Source organism: Streptomyces sp. NPDC057950 (assembly GCF_042887295.1).
In the GTDB taxonomy this organism is placed as follows: Bacteria; Actinomycetota; Actinomycetes; order Streptomycetales; family Streptomycetaceae; genus Streptomyces; species Streptomyces kaempferi.
In genome coordinates this window covers 168,461-186,032 of sequence record NZ_JBHVPP010000019.1, presented here as the reverse complement: position 1 = coordinate 186,032, position 17,572 = coordinate 168,461, and the positions used below count along the sequence as shown (strand labels likewise).

Here is a 17,572-nt window from a genome sequence, read left to right as displayed (position 1 = left end):
CCGACAGAACCTCGTATGCCCGATATAAAGGCGCCCGGACTCCGCTCGGGTCGTGCGAACAAAGGGTTGCGCCGGGGTGATGTCACGGAATGCGACGGACGAATACTTGAATATCCGCTGTGTAGTACATGTGTTCTGGGGCGGGTGGTGCCTACGATCACCGCGCCGGAGGGGGGCTCCGCGGTGGTGCCTGAATCGATGCGTGCGGTCGGCCGGTCATGGCCGGAGACCGCCGACGTCGGTCGGGCCGGTGCGTCGTACGCCCCTTCTCGGGCCACTCACGTCATGACCCACCCGCACCCATTCCAGGAGCCCTGAGTGATACGTGCTCTGCGCGACCGCTGGAGACGCCCCGTCACGGCGTTGCCCACGGCCGCCCTCGCGCTGGCGCTGACCTGCGCCGGCGCCCTCGCGGCGCAGCCCGCCCAGGCGGCGGACGGACCGTCGCTGCCGGCCGTCGGCCAGGCCCAGCCCGCGAAGCCGACCGTCTCCGACAAGGAACTGCGCCACCGGGTCGCCGAGGCCGTCAAGGACCAGGCGACCCCGGCGACGAGTCCCAAGAAGACGCCGTTCATCATCGGCGGCAGCCCGACGACCATCTCCTCCGCGCCGTGGATGGTCCAGCTCTCCTACTACGACAGCGCGGCCGACACCGGCTACTTCTGCGGCGGCACCCTCGTCGCCCCGAACAAGGTCCTGACGGCCGCCCACTGCGTCGCCGGCCTGAACTGGGTCAAGAACGGCGCCGTGGTGGCCGGCGCCACCGGTCTGCTGGACGACACGACCGGCACGGTCGCGGGCGTCTACCGCCAGTGGAACCACCCGCACTACAACAGCGACACCGTCCAGAACGACATCGCGGTCCTCACCCTGGACCGCCCGCTGGAGCAGCAGTGGCAGCGGCTGGTGGCCGCCGGTGACAGCGCCTCCTACAAGGCGGGCGGCTCCGCCACCGTCTACGGCTGGGGCCTGACCTCCGGCGCCGACGGTGCCGACCTGTCGGCCACGCTGCGCAAGGTGACCCTGCCCGTGGTCGCGGACTCCACCTGCAACAGCGCGATGCAGTCGGTCCTCGACGAGGACGACTTCGTCGAGGGCTCGATGTTCTGCGCGGGCACCCCGGCGACCGGCACCGACGAGGGCACCAAGAGCCCCTGCAACGGTGACTCCGGCGGTCCGGTGATCGTCGGCGGCAAGGTCGTCGGCATCGTCTCGTGGGGTGTCGCGGGCTGCACCGCGAAGGGCGCCTACCCGGTCTTCACCAAGGTGTCCTCGTACACCTGGGCCGCGCAGCCGCGTATCGACGACGCGGACCTGACCTTCGACGGCAAGGCCGACCTGCTCGAGCGCACCCCTTCCGGGGGCCTCTTCGAGCAGGACAGCAAGGGCACCTCGCTCGCCACCCGCGCCTTCCAGAGCAGCGGCTGGCAGAACGCCAGCTGGGGCCTGCAGGCCGACCTGGACCGGGACTTCTTCCAGGACCTGATCATCCGCGACAAGGGTGACGGCAAGCTGTACCGCAGCTACCTGAACCACAGCTCGAACGAGTTCGAGTGGATGCAGATCACCTCGGTGTGGGGCGGCTACAAGTCGTACGCCATCCCCGGCGACATGACCGGTGACGCCCGCCCCGACCTGGTCGCGGTGGACGCCGACGGCTCGGTCTACCTCTACCCGGGCAAGGGCAACGGCGAGTTCTACGGCCGCGTCAAGGTCGTCGACAAGGCGTGGAAGAACGTCAAGATCTTCGGCCACGGCGACCTGTCCGGCGACGGCCGTGCCGACCTGCTGGTCCGCAACAGCTCGGGCGTCCTGTACCTCTACCGGGGCACGCAGGTCGAGCACACCCCGTGGTCGGCGCGGATCCAGGCGCGTACGGGCTGGAACTTCACCTCGTACGTCTCCAACGGCGACGTCACGGGCGACGGCATCGCCGATGTCATCACCCGCGACTCGGCGGGCAAGCTCTGGCTCTACCCCGGCACCAACAAGGCCTCCAGCAGCCTCTTCGGCTCGCCGGTCGGCCTGGGCTCCGGCTTCAACCAGTACAACCTGCTGTTCTAGCAGCACCACCTGCTGTTCCAGCCGGTACGGCAAACGCGTCGGCCCCGCGATCCGCGGGGCCGACGTGCGTTCCAGGGGGGCGGCGGGCGGCCGGCCGGAGCCGGGCCGGCGGTCTCACGCGCAGCCGCAGGACCGCCGCACCACCAGCCGGGACGGGAACACCTTCAGTCGCTCGCGCCGCGACCCGGCGACCCGCAGCCCGTCGTCCAGTACGAGATCCACCGCCGCGCGGGCCATCGCCGACCGGTCGGAGGCGATCGTCGTCAACGGCGGATCCGTCAGGGCGGCTTCCTTGACGTCGTCGAAGCCGGCCACGGCCAGCTCACCCGGCACGTCGATGCGCAGCTCACGGGCGGCGCGCAGCACGCCGATCGCCTGGTCGTCGGTGGAGCAGAAGATGGCGGGCGGCCGGTGGGGTCCGGCGAGCAGCTGCAGGCCGACCTGGTACGCGTCGTAGCGGTTGTACGGCGCCTCGAAGAGACGGCCCTCGGTGGGGATCCCGGCCTCCTGCATGGCCCGCCGCCAGCCCTCGACGTGGTCGGAGACCGGGTCGCCGACGACGGGGGTCTCCGCGATGCCGCCGAGACAGGCCACGTAGTCGTAACCGTGTTCGAGCAGGTGGCGGGTGGCGAGCTGGGCGCCGCCGATGTCGTCGGTGACGACGGCCACGTCGTCGATCGCCTCGGGGCGTTCGTGCAGCAGGACCACGCGGGCGTCCCAGGCGTCGATCTCCGCGGCAGCGTTGTCATTGAGCGCGTGGCTGACGAGGATCAGGCCGGAGACCCGCATGCCGAGGAAGGCGCGCAGATAGTGGACCTCGCGCTCGGCGATGTAGTCGGAGTTGCCGACCAGGACCATTTTCCCGCGCTCGGCGGCGGCCTGCTCGACCGCGTGCGCCATCTCGCCGAAGAACGGCTGGCGCGCGTCCGGCACGATCAGGCCTATGAGCTCGGTCCGCCGCGACGCCATGGCCTGGGCGACCCGGTCGGGCCGGTACCCCAGCTCCTTGATCGCGGCGAGAACGCGCTCGCGCGTGGCCGGGGCAACCGGCCTCGGTCCGTTGTTGATGACATAGCTGACGACGGCGGTCGAAGTACCCGCCAGTCGCGCCACATCGTCCCTTGTCACCTTGGCCACGCGCGGAGTCTACGCGGATGGACCCGCCTCTGGGCAGGGCGTACGGAGGCTTACCGGGCCTCGGCCCCGGCCTCGGCCGCGCGCGCGGCACCGAGGTGCGCCGTCTCGTCCGCATCCGCCGCCTTTGGCTGTGCGGCCTTGGCCTTCGCCTCGTCCGCGGCCCGCTCCACCTTCTCGGGTGTAACGAATCGATAACCGACGTTCCGCACGGTTCCGATCAGCGACTCGTGCTCGGGGCCGAGCTTGGCGCGCAGCCGGCGTACGTGGACGTCGACCGTCCGCGTGCCGCCGAAGTAGTCGTAGCCCCAGACCTCCTGGAGCAGCTGTGCGCGGGTGAAGACCCGGCCCGGGTGCTGTGCCAGGTACTTGAGGAGCTCGAACTCCTTGAAGGTCAGGTCGAGGACCCGGCCCTTGAGCTTGGCGCTGTACGTCGCCTCGTCCACGGAGAGGTCGCCGTTGCGGATCTCCATGGGGGAGTCGTCGTTGACGATCTGCTGGCGGCCCATGGCGAGCCGCAGCCGGGCCTCGACCTCGGCCGGACCCGCGGTGTCGAGGAGTACGTCGTCGATGCCCCAGTCGGCCGTGACGGCCGCGAGGCCGCCCTCCGTCACGACGAGGACGAGGGGACAGCCGGGTCCCGTCGAGCGCAGCAGCTGGCACAGGCTGCGCACCTGCGGGAGATCACGCCTGCCGTCGATCAGGATGACGTCGGCACCAGGAGTGTCGACGAGGGCGGGTCCTTCCGCCGGAGCCACTCGCACGTTGTGCAGGAGCAGGCCGAGAGCGGGAAGCACCTCCGTCGACGGCTGAAGGGCATTGGTCAGGAGCAGCAGAGAACTCATCGCGCCCCACCTGCCCGGGTCGTCCTACGATCGTGCACGGTTCGCTCGCCCATAACGTCTGGTTCCTCCTCGGTCCCTGTATGGGGGTACCTCCCACGCCCACAAGGCGGTGGGGGAGTTTGCGGCACTGCTTCCTTGCTTCTTCGTCGTCCTGCGGCGCGGCTCCCGCGTCCTGGGGAACCGCCGTGCCTTCGGAGGCTTCGTACACCGGCGGTTTCCCGTTTCGTATACAACGCTTCAGAAAGCACAAAAGGACCCGGGGGCTTCACTGCCCGAGTCCTCTGCCCAGCAGAATAGCCCACATGAGCTCAGGTCCGGCAGGTCAAGTGACGGGATCTTCCCTCCGTCCACCCCTTGAGACGGCCCCGCGCGCCCCTTTGCGGAGGTTTCTGCGCACCGTCGACGGGGTGACGATCGAGGCGGCGTACGACCCCGCGAGGGGCGCCCGCGACGACGTGGGCGGGAGCCTGGCGATCGTCGTGGCGCACGGTTTCACGGGCGGTCTCGACCGTCCGCACGTGCGCCGGGTGGCCGGTGTCCTCGGCCGGGACGCGGCGGTGGTCACCTTCTCCTTCCGCGGCCACGGCGGTTCAGGCGGCCGTTCCACCGTCGGCGACCGCGAGGTGCACGATCTCGGCGCCGCCGTGGAATGGGCCCGCGAGCTGGGCCACGCGCGCGTGGCCACCGTCGGCTTCTCGATGGGCGGGTCGGTGGTGCTCCGGCACGCGGCGATGCGCGGGGAAGCCGGCCGGGAGCACGAGGGGCGCACGGAGGCGCGTACGGACGCGGTGGTTTCGGTGAGCGCGCCGGCCCGCTGGTACTACCGGGGTACGGCGCCCATGCGGCGTCTGCACTGGCTGGTCACCCGGCCGGCGGGACGGGTGGTCGGCCGTTACGGACTGCGGACCCGCATCCACTCCCGCGACTGGGACCCGGTGCCGGCCTCGCCGGTCGAGTCGGTCCCGCTCATCGCGCCCACCCCCCTGCTGATCGTCCACGGCGACCAGGACGGCTACTTCCCCCTGGACCACCCGCGGATGCTCGCCGAGGCATCCGGCGGCCACGCCGAACTCTGGGTGGAGCACGGGATGGGCCACGCCGAGCACGCGGCCCGCGACGAGCTGCTGGCCCGCATCGGTGCGTGGGCCGGTTCGGCCGCGGGCTAGCCTGACCGTGTTCACAGGAACCACCGACGCGTGTGTCCGCTGACGCACGCGTCGATCGACGCACGTATTCACTGATGGCACGTACCCACCGATCCGCTGGTCCACTGGATCCGCTGGTCCACCGATTGAGGAACGACATGGCAAAGGGCACGGTGCGTTACTGGGCCGCCGCCAAGGCCGCGGCAGGTGTCGCCGAGGAGCCGTACGACGCGGGCACGCTCGCCGAGGCACTCGACGGGGCCCGTGAGCGACACCCCGGCGAACTCGTCCGCGTCCTGCGGCGATGCTCGTTCCTCATCGACGGTGACCCCGTGGGTACCCGCGGACATGAGACGGTACCGCTGGCCGAGGGCGGCACGGTCGAGGTGCTCCCGCCGTTCGCAGGAGGGTGAGCGAGACGATGAGCAACCAGCAGCCGTACGAGCCCCAGTTCGAGCCCCCGCACGAGGGGCACGACCCGTACCAGCAGCCTCAGCAGCAGGCCGACTGGCAGCAGCAGACCCAGCAGTGGGAGGGCCGGACCTGGGAGACCCAGGTGCAGCCCACGACGCCCGCCGCCGACCCGGCCTACGCGCCGCCCCGGACACCCCGGACCCCTGAGGGCCGGCAGGCGCCGCAGGGCCACCAGCAGGCCCACCAGGGGTACGCGGAGCCGCAGGGCGGCACAGGGCATCCGCAGGACTCCGGGCACTCGCAGGGCGGCGCGCGCGCCCAGGCGTACGGGTACGGTGCCGCGGCCCGGCCGCTGCCCCAGGAACCCGCCGCGCAGGGCTGGGACCACGCCCGGCCGGAGCAGCACCCCGAGGCACCCGCGCCCGTGCCGGCGGCCGCCCCCGCCGCCGCCAACGCATCGGGCGCCGAGGCCGCGCCCGGCTACGGTCCCGCGACCGTCACCGGCAACGCCCGTGTCACCGACGCCCAACGCGCCCGCGCCGAGGGCCGCTCGCCCGTCATCGAACCCGGCATCCAGCCGGCCGCGCTCACCGCCGTGCTCGCGCTGCTGCTCTCCGGCACGGCGGCGATCGGCGAGTACGCCCTCGTCGTCCCGCTGGTGCTGCTGCAGGCCGTCACCGCGGCGGGCTGGTTCCGGCTGAACGGGATGTGGCCCGCCCGGCAGGGCATCGCGCTGGCGTTCCTGGGCGCGGTGACCGCCGACGTGGCGCTGCTCGCGGCCGGCCGGGAGAACGCGCCCGCCGCGATCCTCGGCACCCTCGGCGTGTGGGTCCTCCTCACGCTCGTCCTGCAACTGCGCAGCCACGCCGACCCGGACACCCGGATGTACGGCCTGATGGCGACCGTCGTCTCGGCGGCTCTGTCGATCATCGCGGCCGGCCACCTCGCGGCCGAGCCGGACGCCGTCACGGTGGGCGCCGCCGCGGTCGCGGTGGCGATCCTGGCCCGCGCGCTGCCGCTGCCCACCGCCGCCTCCGTGGCGGTGGCCCTGCTGACCGCCACCGGAGCGGGATTCGTGGTCGGCGGGATGACGGACCTGGGCGGCCAGGGCGCCGTCCTCGGTCTCGGCGCCGGTGTCTGCGCGCTGATCGGCCACCGGGTCGCCAGTTACGACTACCCGTCGCGTTTCGTGCACTTCACGGCCGGCGTGGCTCTCCCGCTGGCGGCGGCCGCCCCGGCGGTCTATCTGCTGGGCCGGGCGCTGGGCTAGGGCGTGCCGGGCCGGGCGCTGGGCCAGGGCGTGGTCCGGGTCCCGCCGGCGGCGCCGGGCCGCGCCGTTCGTCACAGGTGATCGACAACCGCTTCGAAGGGCCCCTGCGCGGGGCCCTTCGGAGTTAGGTTCGCGCTGGACGGCCATTGTCGGCCGCCCGGACCCGGTCAAGGTGGGGGAACCCCGAGCATGCGCGCACTGCGAATAATTCTGGTCGTCACCGTCATCCTCGGCGGGCTGTTCGTGATCGCGGACCGCGTGGCGGTCGGCTTCGCGGAGAACAAGGCGGCGGACCGGATCAGGAGCTCCGAGGGACTCGCCGGCACCCCCGACGTGTCCATCGAGGGCTTCCCCTTCCTCACCCAGGTGGTCGGCGGCGAGCTCGACGACGTGAAGATCGGCATCAAGGACTACGAGGCGTCGGCCAAGGGCGCCAAGGGCGCCGCGGGCGGCACCATCCGCATCGACACCCTGAACGCCGAGATGCACGGCGTCCGCTTCGACGGCGACTACAGCTCCGCCACCGCGAACAGCGCCTCCGGCTCCGCGACCGTGTCCTACGCCGAGCTGCTCAAGGCCGCCAAGAGCCGGCCCACGGAGGTCGCCCCCGCGGTCACGGCGCAGGTCGTCGGGCTCTCCGACGGCGGGAACGGCAAGATCAAGGTCGAGATCGCGGCCACCGTCCTCGGCAAGAAACTGCGGCCGGTCTCCGTGCTGAGCTCCGCCACCGTCGTCGGGGGCAACACGGTCAAGGTGCGCGCGGACGGGGTGCCCAAGCTGGGAGTGGATCTCGTCGAGGGCCGGATCCGCACGGTCACCGACTTCGAGCAGAGGATCGACGGGCTGCCGGGCGGCATCAAGCTCGACAGGATCGAGGCGGCCGCGAACGGCGTGGACATCTCGGTGAAGGGTTCGGACGTCAAGCTGGTCGGGTAGGACGGTCGACGGCCCCCGCCGGGGTCGCGGTCCCGGCGGCGGTCGGAGCGCGCGTGTCCGAAAGGCGAGACGGGCCCGTCCGTACGGCAGATGCGCGGCGGACACGATGCGGGACGCCGGGGCCCGGTGAACGGGCGGGAGTGGTTCTGATGGTCAACTCATCCCACATCCCGGACGATCCCATCTCATGATGCGACACACCGGTGACATGTCCGGCTGTCCGTCCCTACGATCGGACCCATGAAGCGACAGGCGGACCTCACGAAGCGGCGGGCAGTAGACCTGTGCCGCGTCGCCGCCATGCTCTGTCGCACCTTCTAGCGGGGGCGTTCGCCCATCCGCCCTGCCCTGGCCCTTCTTCGCCAGGGACCCCCGTGCGCGCCGCGCAGCCGAGACAGGCCCGACCGCGCACCCTCTCCCTAACGCACCGCCCCGCGCCGCAACTGCCCCGGAGGAGAAAGAGCATGAGCCGCAGCGACGTCCTGGTAGACGCCGACTGGGTCCAGGCACACCTGGACGACCCGAGCGTGGCCATCGTCGAGGTCGACGAGGACACGTCCGCGTACGAGAAGAACCACATCACCAACGCGATCCGGATCGACTGGACCAAGGACCTCCAGGACCCGGTACGCCGTGACTTCATCGATCAGGAGGGCTTCGAGAAGCTCCTGTCGTCGAAGGGCATCGCCAACGACACGCTGGTCGTCCTCTACGGCGGCAACAACAACTGGTTCGCGTCCTACGCCTACTGGTACTTCAAGCTCTACGGCCACGAGAACGTGAAGCTCCTCGACGGAGGCCGCAAGAAGTGGGAGCTCGACTCCCGCGACCTGGTCGACGAGGTGCCCGAGCGTGCCGCGACCGACTACAAGGCCAAGGCCCAGAACACGGCGATCCGCGCCTTCCGTGACGACGTGATCGCCGCGATCGGCTCGCAGAACCTGGTGGACGTCCGTTCGCCCGACGAGTTCAGCGGCAAGCTGCTCGCCCCGGCGCACCTTCCGCAGGAGCAGTCGCAGCGTCCGGGCCACGTCCCGAGCGCCCGCAACATCCCCTGGTCGAAGAACGCCAACGACGACGGCACCTTCAAGTCGGACGACGAGCTCAAGGAGCTCTACGCCGACGAGCAGGTCGACCTCGCCAAGGACACGATCGCGTACTGCCGCATCGGTGAGCGTTCCGCGCTCACCTGGTTCGTGCTGCACGAGCTGCTCGGCGTGGAGAACGTCAAGAACTACGACGGCTCCTGGACCGAGTACGGCTCCCTGGTCGGCGTCCCGATCGAGCTCGGCGCCAACAAGTAACCCCCAAGGCCAGAAGGACGGAATCGAAATATGTGTGGAGCGAAGGCCGGCGGCCCCGACGCCTCGACGATCAAGCCCGGTGAGACCACCATCCAGGGCCAGGTGACCCGCGACGGCGAGCCCGTCACCGGTTACGTGCGTCTGCTGGACTCGACCGGCGAGTTCACCGCGGAGGTCCCCACCTCCGCGACGGGCCAGTTCCGCTTCTACGCGGCCGAGGGCACGTGGACCGTACGCGCCCTGGTGCCCGGCGGCACCGCGGACCGCACGGTCGTCGCCCAGACAGGCGGCCTCGCCGAGGTCGCCATCGCCGTCTGACGGCACCCGCAGGACCTTGAACGGCCGAAGGGCCGCACCCCGGGCCGAACGCTCGGGGCGCGGCCCTTCGGCATGTCCGTACGGTCCCGCGCCGGACCGCTTCCGTGGACCTACTCTGGACGTATGTACGCACGACGGCGGCACGTGTACTTCGCCATGATGGGGACGTGCATCGGTCTCTTCGTCCTGGCCTGGGGAGTCGTGCGGATCTGGTCGATTCCCGCGGCCGTGGGGATGTGCGTGGTGGCGATGGTGATTCCGCCGCTCGCCGCGATGGTGGCCAACCGGCGTGGCCCCGAGGACCGCTGGTGGGACGACCCGTCGGGGGATCCCAAGTCGGACGAGTGGTGGGACGAACTGGACGGGAAGAAGCGGCGGCCGTAGCGGTCCCGCGCCCTTCTCCGCCCGGCGCGGTGTCAGTAGACGAGCGCCTGCGTCTCGTCGGCCATGGCCTCCTGGACGAACACCTGGGCGCCCGCGATGCGCACGCCCTCCAGCACGTCGTTCTCCGCGATGTCCCGGCGGGCCGCGCACTGCGTGCACAGCGTGATCCGGCCCGCCGCGAGGATCGAGTCGATCAGACCGGGCAGCGGAGCCGCGTGCGGAAGCTCGAACTCGGCGGCCCGGCCCGGCAGGGCGAACCACGCGGACTCCCCGGTCAGCCAGAGGGAGACATCGACGCCACTGGCCACGGCCACCGCAGCCACCGTGAACGCCTGTGAGCAGCGCTCCGGGGCGTCGGATCCGGCCGTCACCTTGATCAGGAGCTTCTTCGCCATGGATGCATCGTAGTCGGCGGAGTCCGAATCGTGATCAAGGCCCTTACAACCCCGTGGCTTGCGCATGGGTCTCCTGTGCGCGCGGATACGGAATCCGTGCTTCGCGTTCTGTGGGGGACGGTTGGAAGTCGAGGCAGTACCTGAGACACCCGAAGCGGCCGACGCACCTGGGGAAGGACTCCGAGCGCCGCAGCCGCCCGGAGAGAAGTCCGGGCAGTCGTCCGAGCAGTCGCCCGAGCAGTCGTCCGAGCAGCGACCGGACGCACCTGACGGCTCCGGCGTACCGGGCGCGCGTCGGCGTGGGCGTACGACCCTTCTGATCGCCACGGCCGCCGTGCTGGGGCTGGTCGCCGGTACCTGCGCCGGCTATCTGGTCCAGGCCGACCGTGAGCCCACCGAGCTGCCGTCGCTCTCGCAGCCCGTGGTGGCCCAGGCGCACGGAGCGGCCCCCGAGCCTCTCTCGGCCGCGCAGGACCGCCAGGTGAAGACCGACGGAGACCTGCGCAAGCTCCTGCTGAAGCGGCCCAAGGGCGCGCGGGAGGCCGACTGGATCGGCAGCGACGGCTGGATGGACGTCGGCGAGTACGCGGAGTCGTTCACGAAGCCCGCCGGCGCCTTCAGGGACCTGGTCGCCGACGAGTTCCGGCGCGCGGCCGTGACGGGCTGGAAGCAGCGCAGCGCCGGCACTGTGGAAGTCAGGCTCCTCCAGTACCGCCAGGAGGAGAAACTCGCCGCCGGCGACGCGTCCGACAACGGCCAGTACTGGGCGGACGAGGAGAGTGGCACGCGCAGCTGGGCCATTCCCGGCACGGGGAACGGCATGGTGTACGTCCACAGCAAGCCGGACACGAAACCCGGCTACGTGCCGATCTACGGGGCGGAAGCGCAGGCATGGCGCGGCGACATCGCCATGGAGATCTGGATCTACGACAGCAAGCCGATCCCGAAGGCGACGATCATGGACCTGGCCAAGCGGCAGATGGAGCGGCTGTGAACGAGCAACCGGCGAACCCGTCGGACACGGGGGCCGTCCCGGCGTCCGAGGCACCCGAGCCGACCGCCACGCCCGAGCCGGTGGTGCCGGAGCAGCCCTCCGTGACCGAGCCGGCCGCGCACCCGGAGCCCGCTCCGGCCAAGAAGCCCGTACGCCGTGGACGTATCGCCGCCGTCGCCGGTGCCGTCCTGCTCGTCGGGGCCGTCGTCGCGGGCGGCGCCTTCACGGTGGTGACCGTCCAGGACGCCGACCGGGACCCCGGGGCGCCCACCTGGACCTTCCCCAAGGCCGCGCACGACGACGCCAGAACGGCGAAGGCGCCCGCGGGGCTCGCCGCCATGCTCGTGCCGTACGGCACCGACGGCTGGAGCCGGGGACCCGACATCGCCGAGTTCGGCAACGAGGCCTCGCTCAGCGGTCCCGAGGCCGCCGCCCTGCGCAAGGAGTCGCTGCGCGAGCTGCCCCGCACCCAGCGGCGGCAGATGGAGAAGCGCATCGACAAGCAGCACACCAAGGGCATCGCGATGCGCAGCTACCTCAGCACCGACAACGCGACGGACTCCACGCTCTACGCGGACAGGGCCTTCACCGTGAGCATCGAGCTGGCCCAGATCGAGGACAGGTCGGCGGTCCGGAACATGTCGACGTTCCAGAACGAGTTCCTCGACGCCCTCAAGATCTTCCGCGCGGGTCCGAAGATCGAGGGCCACAAGAACGCCAAGTGCTTCCTGCCGCCCAAGGACAAGAAGGAGAAGCTCGACGCGATGGTCTGCTCCGCCTATCAGGGCGACGTACTGGTCAGCGCCACCGCGTACGGAGCCAAGCCACTGAACACCAAGGGCGTCGCGATGCTGCTGCGCGAGCAGCTCGACCGCATCGCCGAGCCGGGGGAGGCGGTATGACCGAGCAGACGACTTCCGTCGAGGAGCAGGCTCCCTTGCCGCCCGCACCTCGACCGACGGACAAGCCCCTCGCCGACCCGTCCGTCGGTCCGGCGGCCGAGTCGCCCGCCGACCCGTCCGTCGATCCGGCGGCCGAGTCGCCGGTTGAGCCGCCCGCCGAACCGCCGGTCGTCACGCCCGCCGAACCGCCGGTGAAGGTGAAGAAGGACCGCCGCGTCCTGCGCGCCGTCCTGCGCTGGACGGCCGCCGCCGTGGTGTTCGCCGCGGTCGGCACCTCGGCCGCGTACGGCATCACCCGGATGGAGCGGACCGACGTCCCGGGTCTGGCGACGGAGTCGGACGGTCGCTGGGACTACCCGGAGATCACCATGCCGCCGCTGCCCGAGGGCAGCCCACGACCGTTCGACGACGCGAACAAGGCCGGCACCCACTACGCGGACCTGCGCAGACTCGTACTGCCCGCTCCGAGGGGCGCGAAGCCCGACGCGGCGCTGCGCGGCGAGGACGGCTGGCTGGCGACGAAGACCTTCCTGGCGGAGTACGCCTCCAAGGACGACCGGGAGACCCTCGGACAGTTGCTGACCGACGACGGGCTGCGGAACATCGCCGCGCGCGGCTGGCGGACACCGGACGGCACGCACACGCGGATCTATCTGCTGCACTTCGGCACCGCGGCCGTCGTGGACGAACTCGGCACCGTCGATCTGACCTCCTACAACAGCCCGAAATACGCGATGGGCGGCGCCGCGGCGATGTCCAGGGACGACGAGTACCCCGACCGCGCCGGGGTCGACGACGTCGTGCGGATGGCGTACGTCGAGACCAAGCCGTACGGCGCCGAGCACGTCCGCGAGGCGTACCTCACGGCAGGGGACACCCTCGCCGTGATCGTGCAGTCCCGCGAGGGCGTCGCGAAGGCCGTCCCGTTCCAGCAGACGGTGGTCCTGCAGAGCCAGCTGCTCGGCTGAGCCGCCAGGGTGTACCTCGCAGAGAGAGCCGGGCCCCGCACGACTAGAGTGGGGTCCGGTTCTTGTACCGCCTGTCACCGCCCACCACCGCGTCACCCGAGGAGCACCCCGTGCTTGAGGCATTCTTCGAAGCCCTGCTGGTTCTGGTCTGCGTCGGCGTTCTGGCCTTCGCCGGGCTGACCGTGAAGAAGCTGTACCAGGGCCAGCGCTGACCCCGCCTCTGACGTCGACGACGAAAAGCTGCTCATGATCGAGATCCCGTCCGACCTCCACAAGGACCTGCTCCCCCTTGCCTTCCTGCTCGGCAACTGGGCCGGCGCGGGTGTCCACGACTTCCCCGGCTCCGAGAAGTGCAACTTCGGGCAGGAGGTCACCTTCAGCCACGACGGGCGCGACTTCCTCGAGTACCACTCGCACACCTGGGTGCTCGACGCCGACGGGAACAAGGTCCGGCCGCTGGAGTCCGAGTCGGGCTTCTGGCGCATCGACGCCCGCCGCAAGGTCGAGGTCGTCATGACCCGCGACGACGGTGTCGTCGAGATCTGGTACGGCGACCTGGCCGACAAGAAGCCGCAGATCGACCTGGTCACGGACGCGGTGGCGCGAACGGCCGCGTCCGGTCCGTACACCGGCGGCAAGCGTCTGTACGGCTATGTGAAGAGCGACCTGATGTGGGTCGGCGAGAAGCAGACCCCCGAGGTCGAGCTGCGCCCCTACATGTCCGCGCACCTGAAGAAGGTCGTCACCCCGGAGGACGTCGAGCGCTGGGCCAAGGCCCTCCCGGACGACATGCCGGACGACGGGATCGCGTTCTTCAAGTAGGCCCGTCGCCGGTCGCGGCGCCGGTCGCGACTCTCTCAAGCGATGTACAGGGAAAGTTCACGCTTCTCTGATGTGGGGCCGGTAACTCTACGAGGGTGACCGGCCCCGCTCTCGTTCCCGAAGTACCCCCGAACCCAGCCGCACCCGTATCCGCGCGTGCCGTCGCGCCTGCTCCCGTACCGGCTCCGGTACCCGCGGCCGCTCCCGCCCGGGTGCTCGTCGTCGACGACGAGCAGGACGTCCGCGAGCTGCTCACCGAGACCTTCCGGCTGGCGGGCTTCGCCGTCACCGCGGTCGGCACCGGCGTCGCCGCGCTGAACACCGCGTACGCCGACACCCCCGACCTCGTGGTGCTCGACGTACGCCTCCCGGACTTCGACGGCGCGGACGTCGCCCGCATCCTGCGCGACGCCGGCCGCGAGGTCCCGGTGGTCCTCCTCCCCAAGCCCTTCAGCCTGGAGAACGTCGTGACACGCGTCAGGGAGATCCTGGCCGCCTAGACTGGGCGGCGTGGTAGGCACCGACTGGAAGAGCGATCTGCGGCAGCGCGGTTACCGGCTGACTCCGCAGCGGCAGCTTGTGCTCGAAGCCGTGGACACCCTGGAGCACGCGACCCCGGACGACATCCTGGTCGAGGTGCGCAAAACGGCTTCCGGTGTCAACATCTCGACGGTCTACAGGACGCTGGAGCTGCTCGAGGAGCTGGACCTGGTCAGCCACGCACACCTCGGGCACGGCGCGCCGACGTACCACCTGGCCGACCGCCACCACCACATCCACCTGGTGTGCCGGGACTGCACGAACGTCATCGAGGCCGACATCTCGGTCGCCGCGGAGTTCACCGCGAAGCTCCGCGACACCTTCGGTTTCGAGACGGACATGAAGCACTTCGCGATCTTCGGCCGCTGCGAGGACTGCGCGGCCAAGAAGTAGGGGCCGGGCGCGGTGGCCGGCCGGGGGCCGGAAGCACTGCTTCCGGGAAATGAGAAATAAATTCGGCTGCTGCCGGGTCGTAGGCTGTGTGGATATGAAGAGCCCCCTCCTGGCCCTGCCCGGCGCGGTCCCCGCCGAAGGCGTGGACGAAGACGTCGCCGCCCACTACGGCGACCTGTTCCGTGAACAGCGCGCCCTCGCCGACGGCACCGGCTTCGTGGATCTCTCGCACCGCGGCGTCGTCGCCGTCACCGGCGAGGACCGGCTGAGCTGGCTGCACCTGCTGCTCACCCAGCACGTCACGGACCTCCCGGTGGGGCGTGCCACCGAGGCGCTGATCCTCTCCGCGCACGGCCATATCGAACACGCGCTGTACCTCGTGGACGACGGCACCACGACCTGGGCCCACGTGGAGCCCGGCACCCAGGACGCGCTGCTCGCGTACCTGGAGTCCATGAAGTTCTTCTACCGAGTCGAAGTCGCCGACCGCACCGGTGACTTCGCGGTCGTGCACCTGCCCGCGGGTTCGATCGCCGAGGTCCCCGAGGGCGTCGTCGTCCGCGAGACGCCGTACGGGCGTGACCTCCTCCTGCCGCGCACGGACCTGGAGTCGTACGCGGAGAAGGCCGGTCCGGCTGCCGGGCTGCTCGCGTACGAGGCGCTGCGCGTCGAACACCACCGCCCGCGCCTCGGCTTCGAGACCGACCACCGCACCATCCCGCACGAGCTGGGCTGGATCGGCAGCGCCGTGCATCTGCAGAAGGGCTGCTACCGGGGCCAGGAGACGGTGGCCCGGGTGCATAACCTGGGCAAGCCCCCGCGCCGGCTGGTCTTCCTGCACCTGGACGGCAGCGAGGTCCACCTTCCGCCGCACGGCGCCGAACTCCGCCTGGCGGGCGACGGCCCCGACGGCCGGAAGATCGGGTTCATCACCACCGCCGTACGGCATCACGAGCTCGGCCCGATCGCGCTGGCGCTGGTGAAGCGGAACGTACCGCTCGATGCGCCGCTGCTCGCGGACACCACGGCCGCGGCGCAGGAGGTCGTCGTCGAGCCGTAGCCGGCACTCGTCAGCCGGCACTCGTCACCCGTCGACGGCCGTCACCCGCCGGCGGACGTTCGTGACCCGCCGGCGGACGTTCGTGACCCGTCGACGCTCGTCACCCGCCGGCGGACGCTCGTCACCCGTCGACGGCCGTCATCCGCCGGCAGTCGTCACATGTCGACGACGACGGTGAACGGGCCGTCGTTGGTGAGGGACACGCGCATCCGGGCGCCGAAACGGCCCGTCGCCACCGTCGCGCCCAGTGCGCGGAGCTGGGCGACGACCTCGTCCACGAGGGGCTCGGCGACGTCGCCCGGGGCCGCCGCGTTCCAGGTGGGGCGGCGGCCCTTGCGCGCGTCGCCGTACAGCGTGAACTGGCTGATCACGAGCAGCGGCGCGTCGACGTCGCTGCACGACTTCTCGTCGTCCAGCATGCGGATCGACCAGAGTTTGCGGGCCAGTTGGGCCGCCTTCTCCTTGGTGTCGTCGTGCGTGACGCCGACGAGCACGCACAGGCCCTCGCCGTCGATCGCCCCGACCGTCTCGCCGTCCACGACGACGCTCGCGCCGTCCACCCTCTGCACCACCGCACGCATGGAGACCATCATGCCGTGCGCGGCGAAGACCGCTCCGGAGGGTCCCGCGAAGTCCTCCGAAGGTGCCCGGGGTGCCCTTTGGGGTTTCTTTTTTTATCCTTAACCCCCCATCTAGGTCCGATCAGGGGCACTCGGTCACATAGCGTCCACTTGGGGTGGCACGATGCGTGTGTTGCGGTGCAACCGTGGGGTGGACCGCGCCGGTTGAGGGGACGGAAGAGGCACATGAGCACACCGAGTACCGGGCAGCCGCCCGGAGTCGTGTCATTGACCCGGACGAATCCACGGACGGGAGGCGGTCGTGCGGGAGCCCATCGCCCTCCCGCGCAGCGCACCGACAGTCCGCTGCGCCCGGACCCGCCCCAGCCCGATCTGACCCTGCCGCGACTGCCCGAACTGCGGACCCTGCGGCGCGACGCCCAGCGCGACGAGGCCGACCTCAGCTACGTGCGACGGCTGCTCCAGGGCCGTATCGACATCCTGCGGGCGGAGCTGGCGCGACGCGGGGGTATGCGGGCGCCCCGCGCGGGCTCCGGTGCGGGTGAGGGTGAGGGAGGCGACTCGCAAGGATCGTCCGATTCCCCGTCCTCATCCTCGTCCACATCCCCGTCCTCATCCACATCCCCGTCCGCGTCCACGGCTTCGGCCGTGGGGCGCGGGGCGGTGGGGGAGCCCTCGGTCGTGGACCGGCTCCCGGAGATCCTGACGGACGCGCCGGCCCGGCACCGGTCCTCGGCCCGCCATGTGACGGTGGGCACACCGCACGGCGAGGAGTACCGCCGGCTCGCCTCCGACATGCTCTCCGAGGTGGAGCTGTCGGACCTGGAGGCCCGTACGGACGAGGAGCTGATCGAGGGAATGGGGCGGCTGGTGCGCTACGAGCAGCAGGTCTCCCGGCGCCGCCAGCGGCTCCAGCGGACGGCCGACGATTGCAGCGCCGAGATCGCCCGCAGGTACCGTGATGGGGAAGCACAAGTAGACGACCTGCTCATGTGACGCGGTGGCCCCCGGCGATCCCGGGGGTGTGCGGTGGTCGCTGCGGCCGCACCGGGAACGGCCCGGGGACGCGGTCGCGGCGCTCGGCCGGCGGCATCCGGGACATC

At 70.9% G+C, this 17,572-nt stretch carries 21 protein-coding genes; 17 read left to right on the top strand and 4 right to left on the bottom strand.

The genetic code is table 11. The features are described from left to right. The first annotated feature begins 318 nt into the window (after positions 1–318). Complete coding sequence (locus tag ACFVTC_RS29230; protein WP_390131477.1) at positions 319–2,064, top strand: trypsin-like serine protease; 1,746 nt, start codon at positions 319–321, stop codon at positions 2,062–2,064. A gap of 114 nt (positions 2,065–2,178) precedes the next feature. Here the strand turns inward: ACFVTC_RS29230 and ACFVTC_RS29225 are convergent, their stop codons facing one another. After that, positions 2,179–3,201, bottom strand: a complete 1,023-nt coding sequence (locus ACFVTC_RS29225; protein WP_390131476.1) for a LacI family DNA-binding transcriptional regulator — start codon at positions 3,199–3,201, stop codon at positions 2,179–2,181. Between the two features lie 50 nt (positions 3,202–3,251). Next, positions 3,252–4,043: a response regulator transcription factor gene (locus ACFVTC_RS29220; RefSeq protein ID WP_390131475.1), complete on the bottom strand. Its 792-nt coding sequence runs from the start codon at positions 4,041–4,043 to the stop codon at positions 3,252–3,254. A 302-nt stretch (positions 4,044–4,345) separates the two neighbouring features. Between ACFVTC_RS29220 and ACFVTC_RS29215 the strand changes: the two genes are divergently transcribed. The 8 genes from ACFVTC_RS29215 (at position 4,346) to ACFVTC_RS29180 (ending at position 9,814) form a co-directional block, all read left to right on the top strand. Next, positions 4,346–5,209, top strand: coding sequence for an alpha/beta hydrolase family protein (locus ACFVTC_RS29215; protein ID WP_390131474.1), 864 nt, complete (start codon positions 4,346–4,348; stop codon positions 5,207–5,209). 137 nt (positions 5,210–5,346) lie between these two features. Further along, complete coding sequence (locus tag ACFVTC_RS29210; protein ID WP_168528809.1) at positions 5,347–5,601, top strand: MoaD/ThiS family protein; 255 nt, start codon at positions 5,347–5,349, stop codon at positions 5,599–5,601. Between the two features lie 8 nt (positions 5,602–5,609). Further along, a complete protein-coding gene (locus tag ACFVTC_RS29205; protein WP_390131473.1) occupies positions 5,610–6,872 on the top strand; it encodes a hypothetical protein in 1,263 nt (420 codons plus the stop codon). Positions 6,873–7,061: 189 nt separating this feature from the next. Continuing rightward, positions 7,062–7,808 (top strand): DUF2993 domain-containing protein, encoded by a 747-nt coding sequence (locus tag ACFVTC_RS29200; protein ID WP_390131472.1) that lies wholly within the window; start codon positions 7,062–7,064, stop codon positions 7,806–7,808. Between the two features lie 240 nt (positions 7,809–8,048). Continuing rightward, positions 8,049–8,129: a putative leader peptide gene (locus tag ACFVTC_RS29195; RefSeq protein ID WP_350310325.1), complete on the top strand. Its 81-nt coding sequence runs from the start codon at positions 8,049–8,051 to the stop codon at positions 8,127–8,129. A gap of 143 nt (positions 8,130–8,272) precedes the next feature. Further along, positions 8,273–9,112 (top strand): sulfurtransferase, encoded by an 840-nt coding sequence (locus ACFVTC_RS29190; RefSeq protein ID WP_390131471.1) that lies wholly within the window; start codon positions 8,273–8,275, stop codon positions 9,110–9,112. Positions 9,113–9,142: 30 nt separating this feature from the next. After that, positions 9,143–9,430, top strand: coding sequence for a DUF1416 domain-containing protein (locus tag ACFVTC_RS29185; protein WP_054232391.1), 288 nt, complete (start codon positions 9,143–9,145; stop codon positions 9,428–9,430). 123 nt (positions 9,431–9,553) lie between these two features. Continuing rightward, a complete protein-coding gene (locus ACFVTC_RS29180) occupies positions 9,554–9,814 on the top strand; it encodes a DUF3099 domain-containing protein (protein ID WP_153289844.1) in 261 nt (86 codons plus the stop codon). A 32-nt stretch (positions 9,815–9,846) separates the two neighbouring features. Here the strand turns inward: ACFVTC_RS29180 and ACFVTC_RS29175 are convergent, their stop codons facing one another. Beyond that, complete coding sequence (locus tag ACFVTC_RS29175) at positions 9,847–10,209, bottom strand: DsrE family protein (protein ID WP_390131470.1); 363 nt, start codon at positions 10,207–10,209, stop codon at positions 9,847–9,849. Between the two features lie 121 nt (positions 10,210–10,330). Between ACFVTC_RS29175 and ACFVTC_RS29170 the strand changes: the two genes are divergently transcribed. The 7 genes from ACFVTC_RS29170 to ACFVTC_RS29140 all read left to right on the top strand — a co-directional run bounded on the left by ACFVTC_RS29170 (position 10,331) and on the right by ACFVTC_RS29140 (position 15,888). Further along, positions 10,331–11,203 (top strand): hypothetical protein, encoded by an 873-nt coding sequence (locus tag ACFVTC_RS29170; RefSeq protein WP_390131469.1) that lies wholly within the window; start codon positions 10,331–10,333, stop codon positions 11,201–11,203. After that, positions 11,200–12,105, top strand: coding sequence for a hypothetical protein (locus tag ACFVTC_RS29165; RefSeq protein ID WP_390131468.1), 906 nt, complete (start codon positions 11,200–11,202; stop codon positions 12,103–12,105). The genes ACFVTC_RS29170 and ACFVTC_RS29165 overlap by 4 nt, the downstream gene beginning before the upstream one ends. Continuing rightward, positions 12,102–13,073: a hypothetical protein gene (locus tag ACFVTC_RS29160; protein ID WP_390131467.1), complete on the top strand. Its 972-nt coding sequence runs from the start codon at positions 12,102–12,104 to the stop codon at positions 13,071–13,073. Before ACFVTC_RS29165 ends, ACFVTC_RS29160 begins: the two co-directional genes overlap by 4 nt. A 246-nt stretch (positions 13,074–13,319) precedes the next feature. After that, positions 13,320–13,895: an FABP family protein gene (locus tag ACFVTC_RS29155; protein WP_390131466.1), complete on the top strand. Its 576-nt coding sequence runs from the start codon at positions 13,320–13,322 to the stop codon at positions 13,893–13,895. Positions 13,896–13,990: 95 nt separating this feature from the next. Beyond that, positions 13,991–14,395, top strand: a complete 405-nt coding sequence (locus ACFVTC_RS29150) for a response regulator transcription factor (protein ID WP_390131465.1) — start codon at positions 13,991–13,993, stop codon at positions 14,393–14,395. 10 nt (positions 14,396–14,405) lie between these two features. Next, positions 14,406–14,828, top strand: a complete 423-nt coding sequence (locus ACFVTC_RS29145) for a Fur family transcriptional regulator (protein WP_153289849.1) — start codon at positions 14,406–14,408, stop codon at positions 14,826–14,828. 94 nt (positions 14,829–14,922) lie between these two features. Further along, on the top strand, positions 14,923–15,888 hold the full coding sequence (locus ACFVTC_RS29140; RefSeq protein ID WP_390131464.1) for a YgfZ/GcvT domain-containing protein: 966 nt from the start codon (positions 14,923–14,925) through the stop codon (positions 15,886–15,888). A 155-nt stretch (positions 15,889–16,043) separates the two neighbouring features. On the opposite strand, the gene dtd is transcribed toward ACFVTC_RS29140, so the two are convergent. Next, the gene (gene dtd / locus ACFVTC_RS29135; RefSeq protein ID WP_168528800.1) at positions 16,044–16,469 is read right to left on the bottom strand and encodes a D-aminoacyl-tRNA deacylase; all 426 of its coding nucleotides are present in this window, start codon (positions 16,467–16,469) and stop codon (positions 16,044–16,046) included. A gap of 225 nt (positions 16,470–16,694) precedes the next feature. Between dtd and ACFVTC_RS29130 the strand changes: the two genes are divergently transcribed. Beyond that, the gene (locus ACFVTC_RS29130; RefSeq protein ID WP_390131463.1) at positions 16,695–17,465 is read left to right on the top strand and encodes an AmfC protein; all 771 of its coding nucleotides are present in this window, start codon (positions 16,695–16,697) and stop codon (positions 17,463–17,465) included. Positions 17,466–17,572: the final 107 nt, after the last annotated feature.

Bases quoted from the DNA above. Each gene is read 5' to 3' on its own strand.
- ACFVTC_RS29180 (WP_153289844.1), top strand. From the start codon at position 9,554: ATGTACGCACGACGGCGGCACGTGTACTTCGCCATGATGGGGACGTGC.
- dtd (WP_168528800.1), bottom strand. From the start codon at position 16,469: ATGCGTGCGGTGGTGCAGAGGGTGGACGGCGCGAGCGTCGTCGTGGAC.
- ACFVTC_RS29220 (WP_390131475.1), bottom strand. From the start codon at position 4,043: ATGAGTTCTCTGCTGCTCCTGACCAATGCCCTTCAGCCGTCGACGGAG.
- ACFVTC_RS29190 (WP_390131471.1), top strand. From the start codon at position 8,273: ATGAGCCGCAGCGACGTCCTGGTAGACGCCGACTGGGTCCAGGCACAC.
- ACFVTC_RS29215 (WP_390131474.1), top strand. From the start codon at position 4,346: ATGAGCTCAGGTCCGGCAGGTCAAGTGACGGGATCTTCCCTCCGTCCA.
- ACFVTC_RS29175 (WP_390131470.1), bottom strand. From the start codon at position 10,209: ATGGCGAAGAAGCTCCTGATCAAGGTGACGGCCGGATCCGACGCCCCG.
- ACFVTC_RS29195 (WP_350310325.1), top strand. From the start codon at position 8,049: ATGAAGCGACAGGCGGACCTCACGAAGCGGCGGGCAGTAGACCTGTGC.
- ACFVTC_RS29185 (WP_054232391.1), top strand. From the start codon at position 9,143: ATGTGTGGAGCGAAGGCCGGCGGCCCCGACGCCTCGACGATCAAGCCC.
- ACFVTC_RS29200 (WP_390131472.1), top strand. From the start codon at position 7,062: ATGCGCGCACTGCGAATAATTCTGGTCGTCACCGTCATCCTCGGCGGG.
- ACFVTC_RS29140 (WP_390131464.1), top strand. From the start codon at position 14,923: ATGAAGAGCCCCCTCCTGGCCCTGCCCGGCGCGGTCCCCGCCGAAGGC.
- ACFVTC_RS29130 (WP_390131463.1), top strand. From the start codon at position 16,695: ATGAGCACACCGAGTACCGGGCAGCCGCCCGGAGTCGTGTCATTGACC.
- ACFVTC_RS29155 (WP_390131466.1), top strand. From the start codon at position 13,320: ATGATCGAGATCCCGTCCGACCTCCACAAGGACCTGCTCCCCCTTGCC.
- ACFVTC_RS29205 (WP_390131473.1), top strand. From the start codon at position 5,610: ATGAGCAACCAGCAGCCGTACGAGCCCCAGTTCGAGCCCCCGCACGAG.
- ACFVTC_RS29160 (WP_390131467.1), top strand. From the start codon at position 12,102: ATGACCGAGCAGACGACTTCCGTCGAGGAGCAGGCTCCCTTGCCGCCC.
- ACFVTC_RS29210 (WP_168528809.1), top strand. From the start codon at position 5,347: ATGGCAAAGGGCACGGTGCGTTACTGGGCCGCCGCCAAGGCCGCGGCA.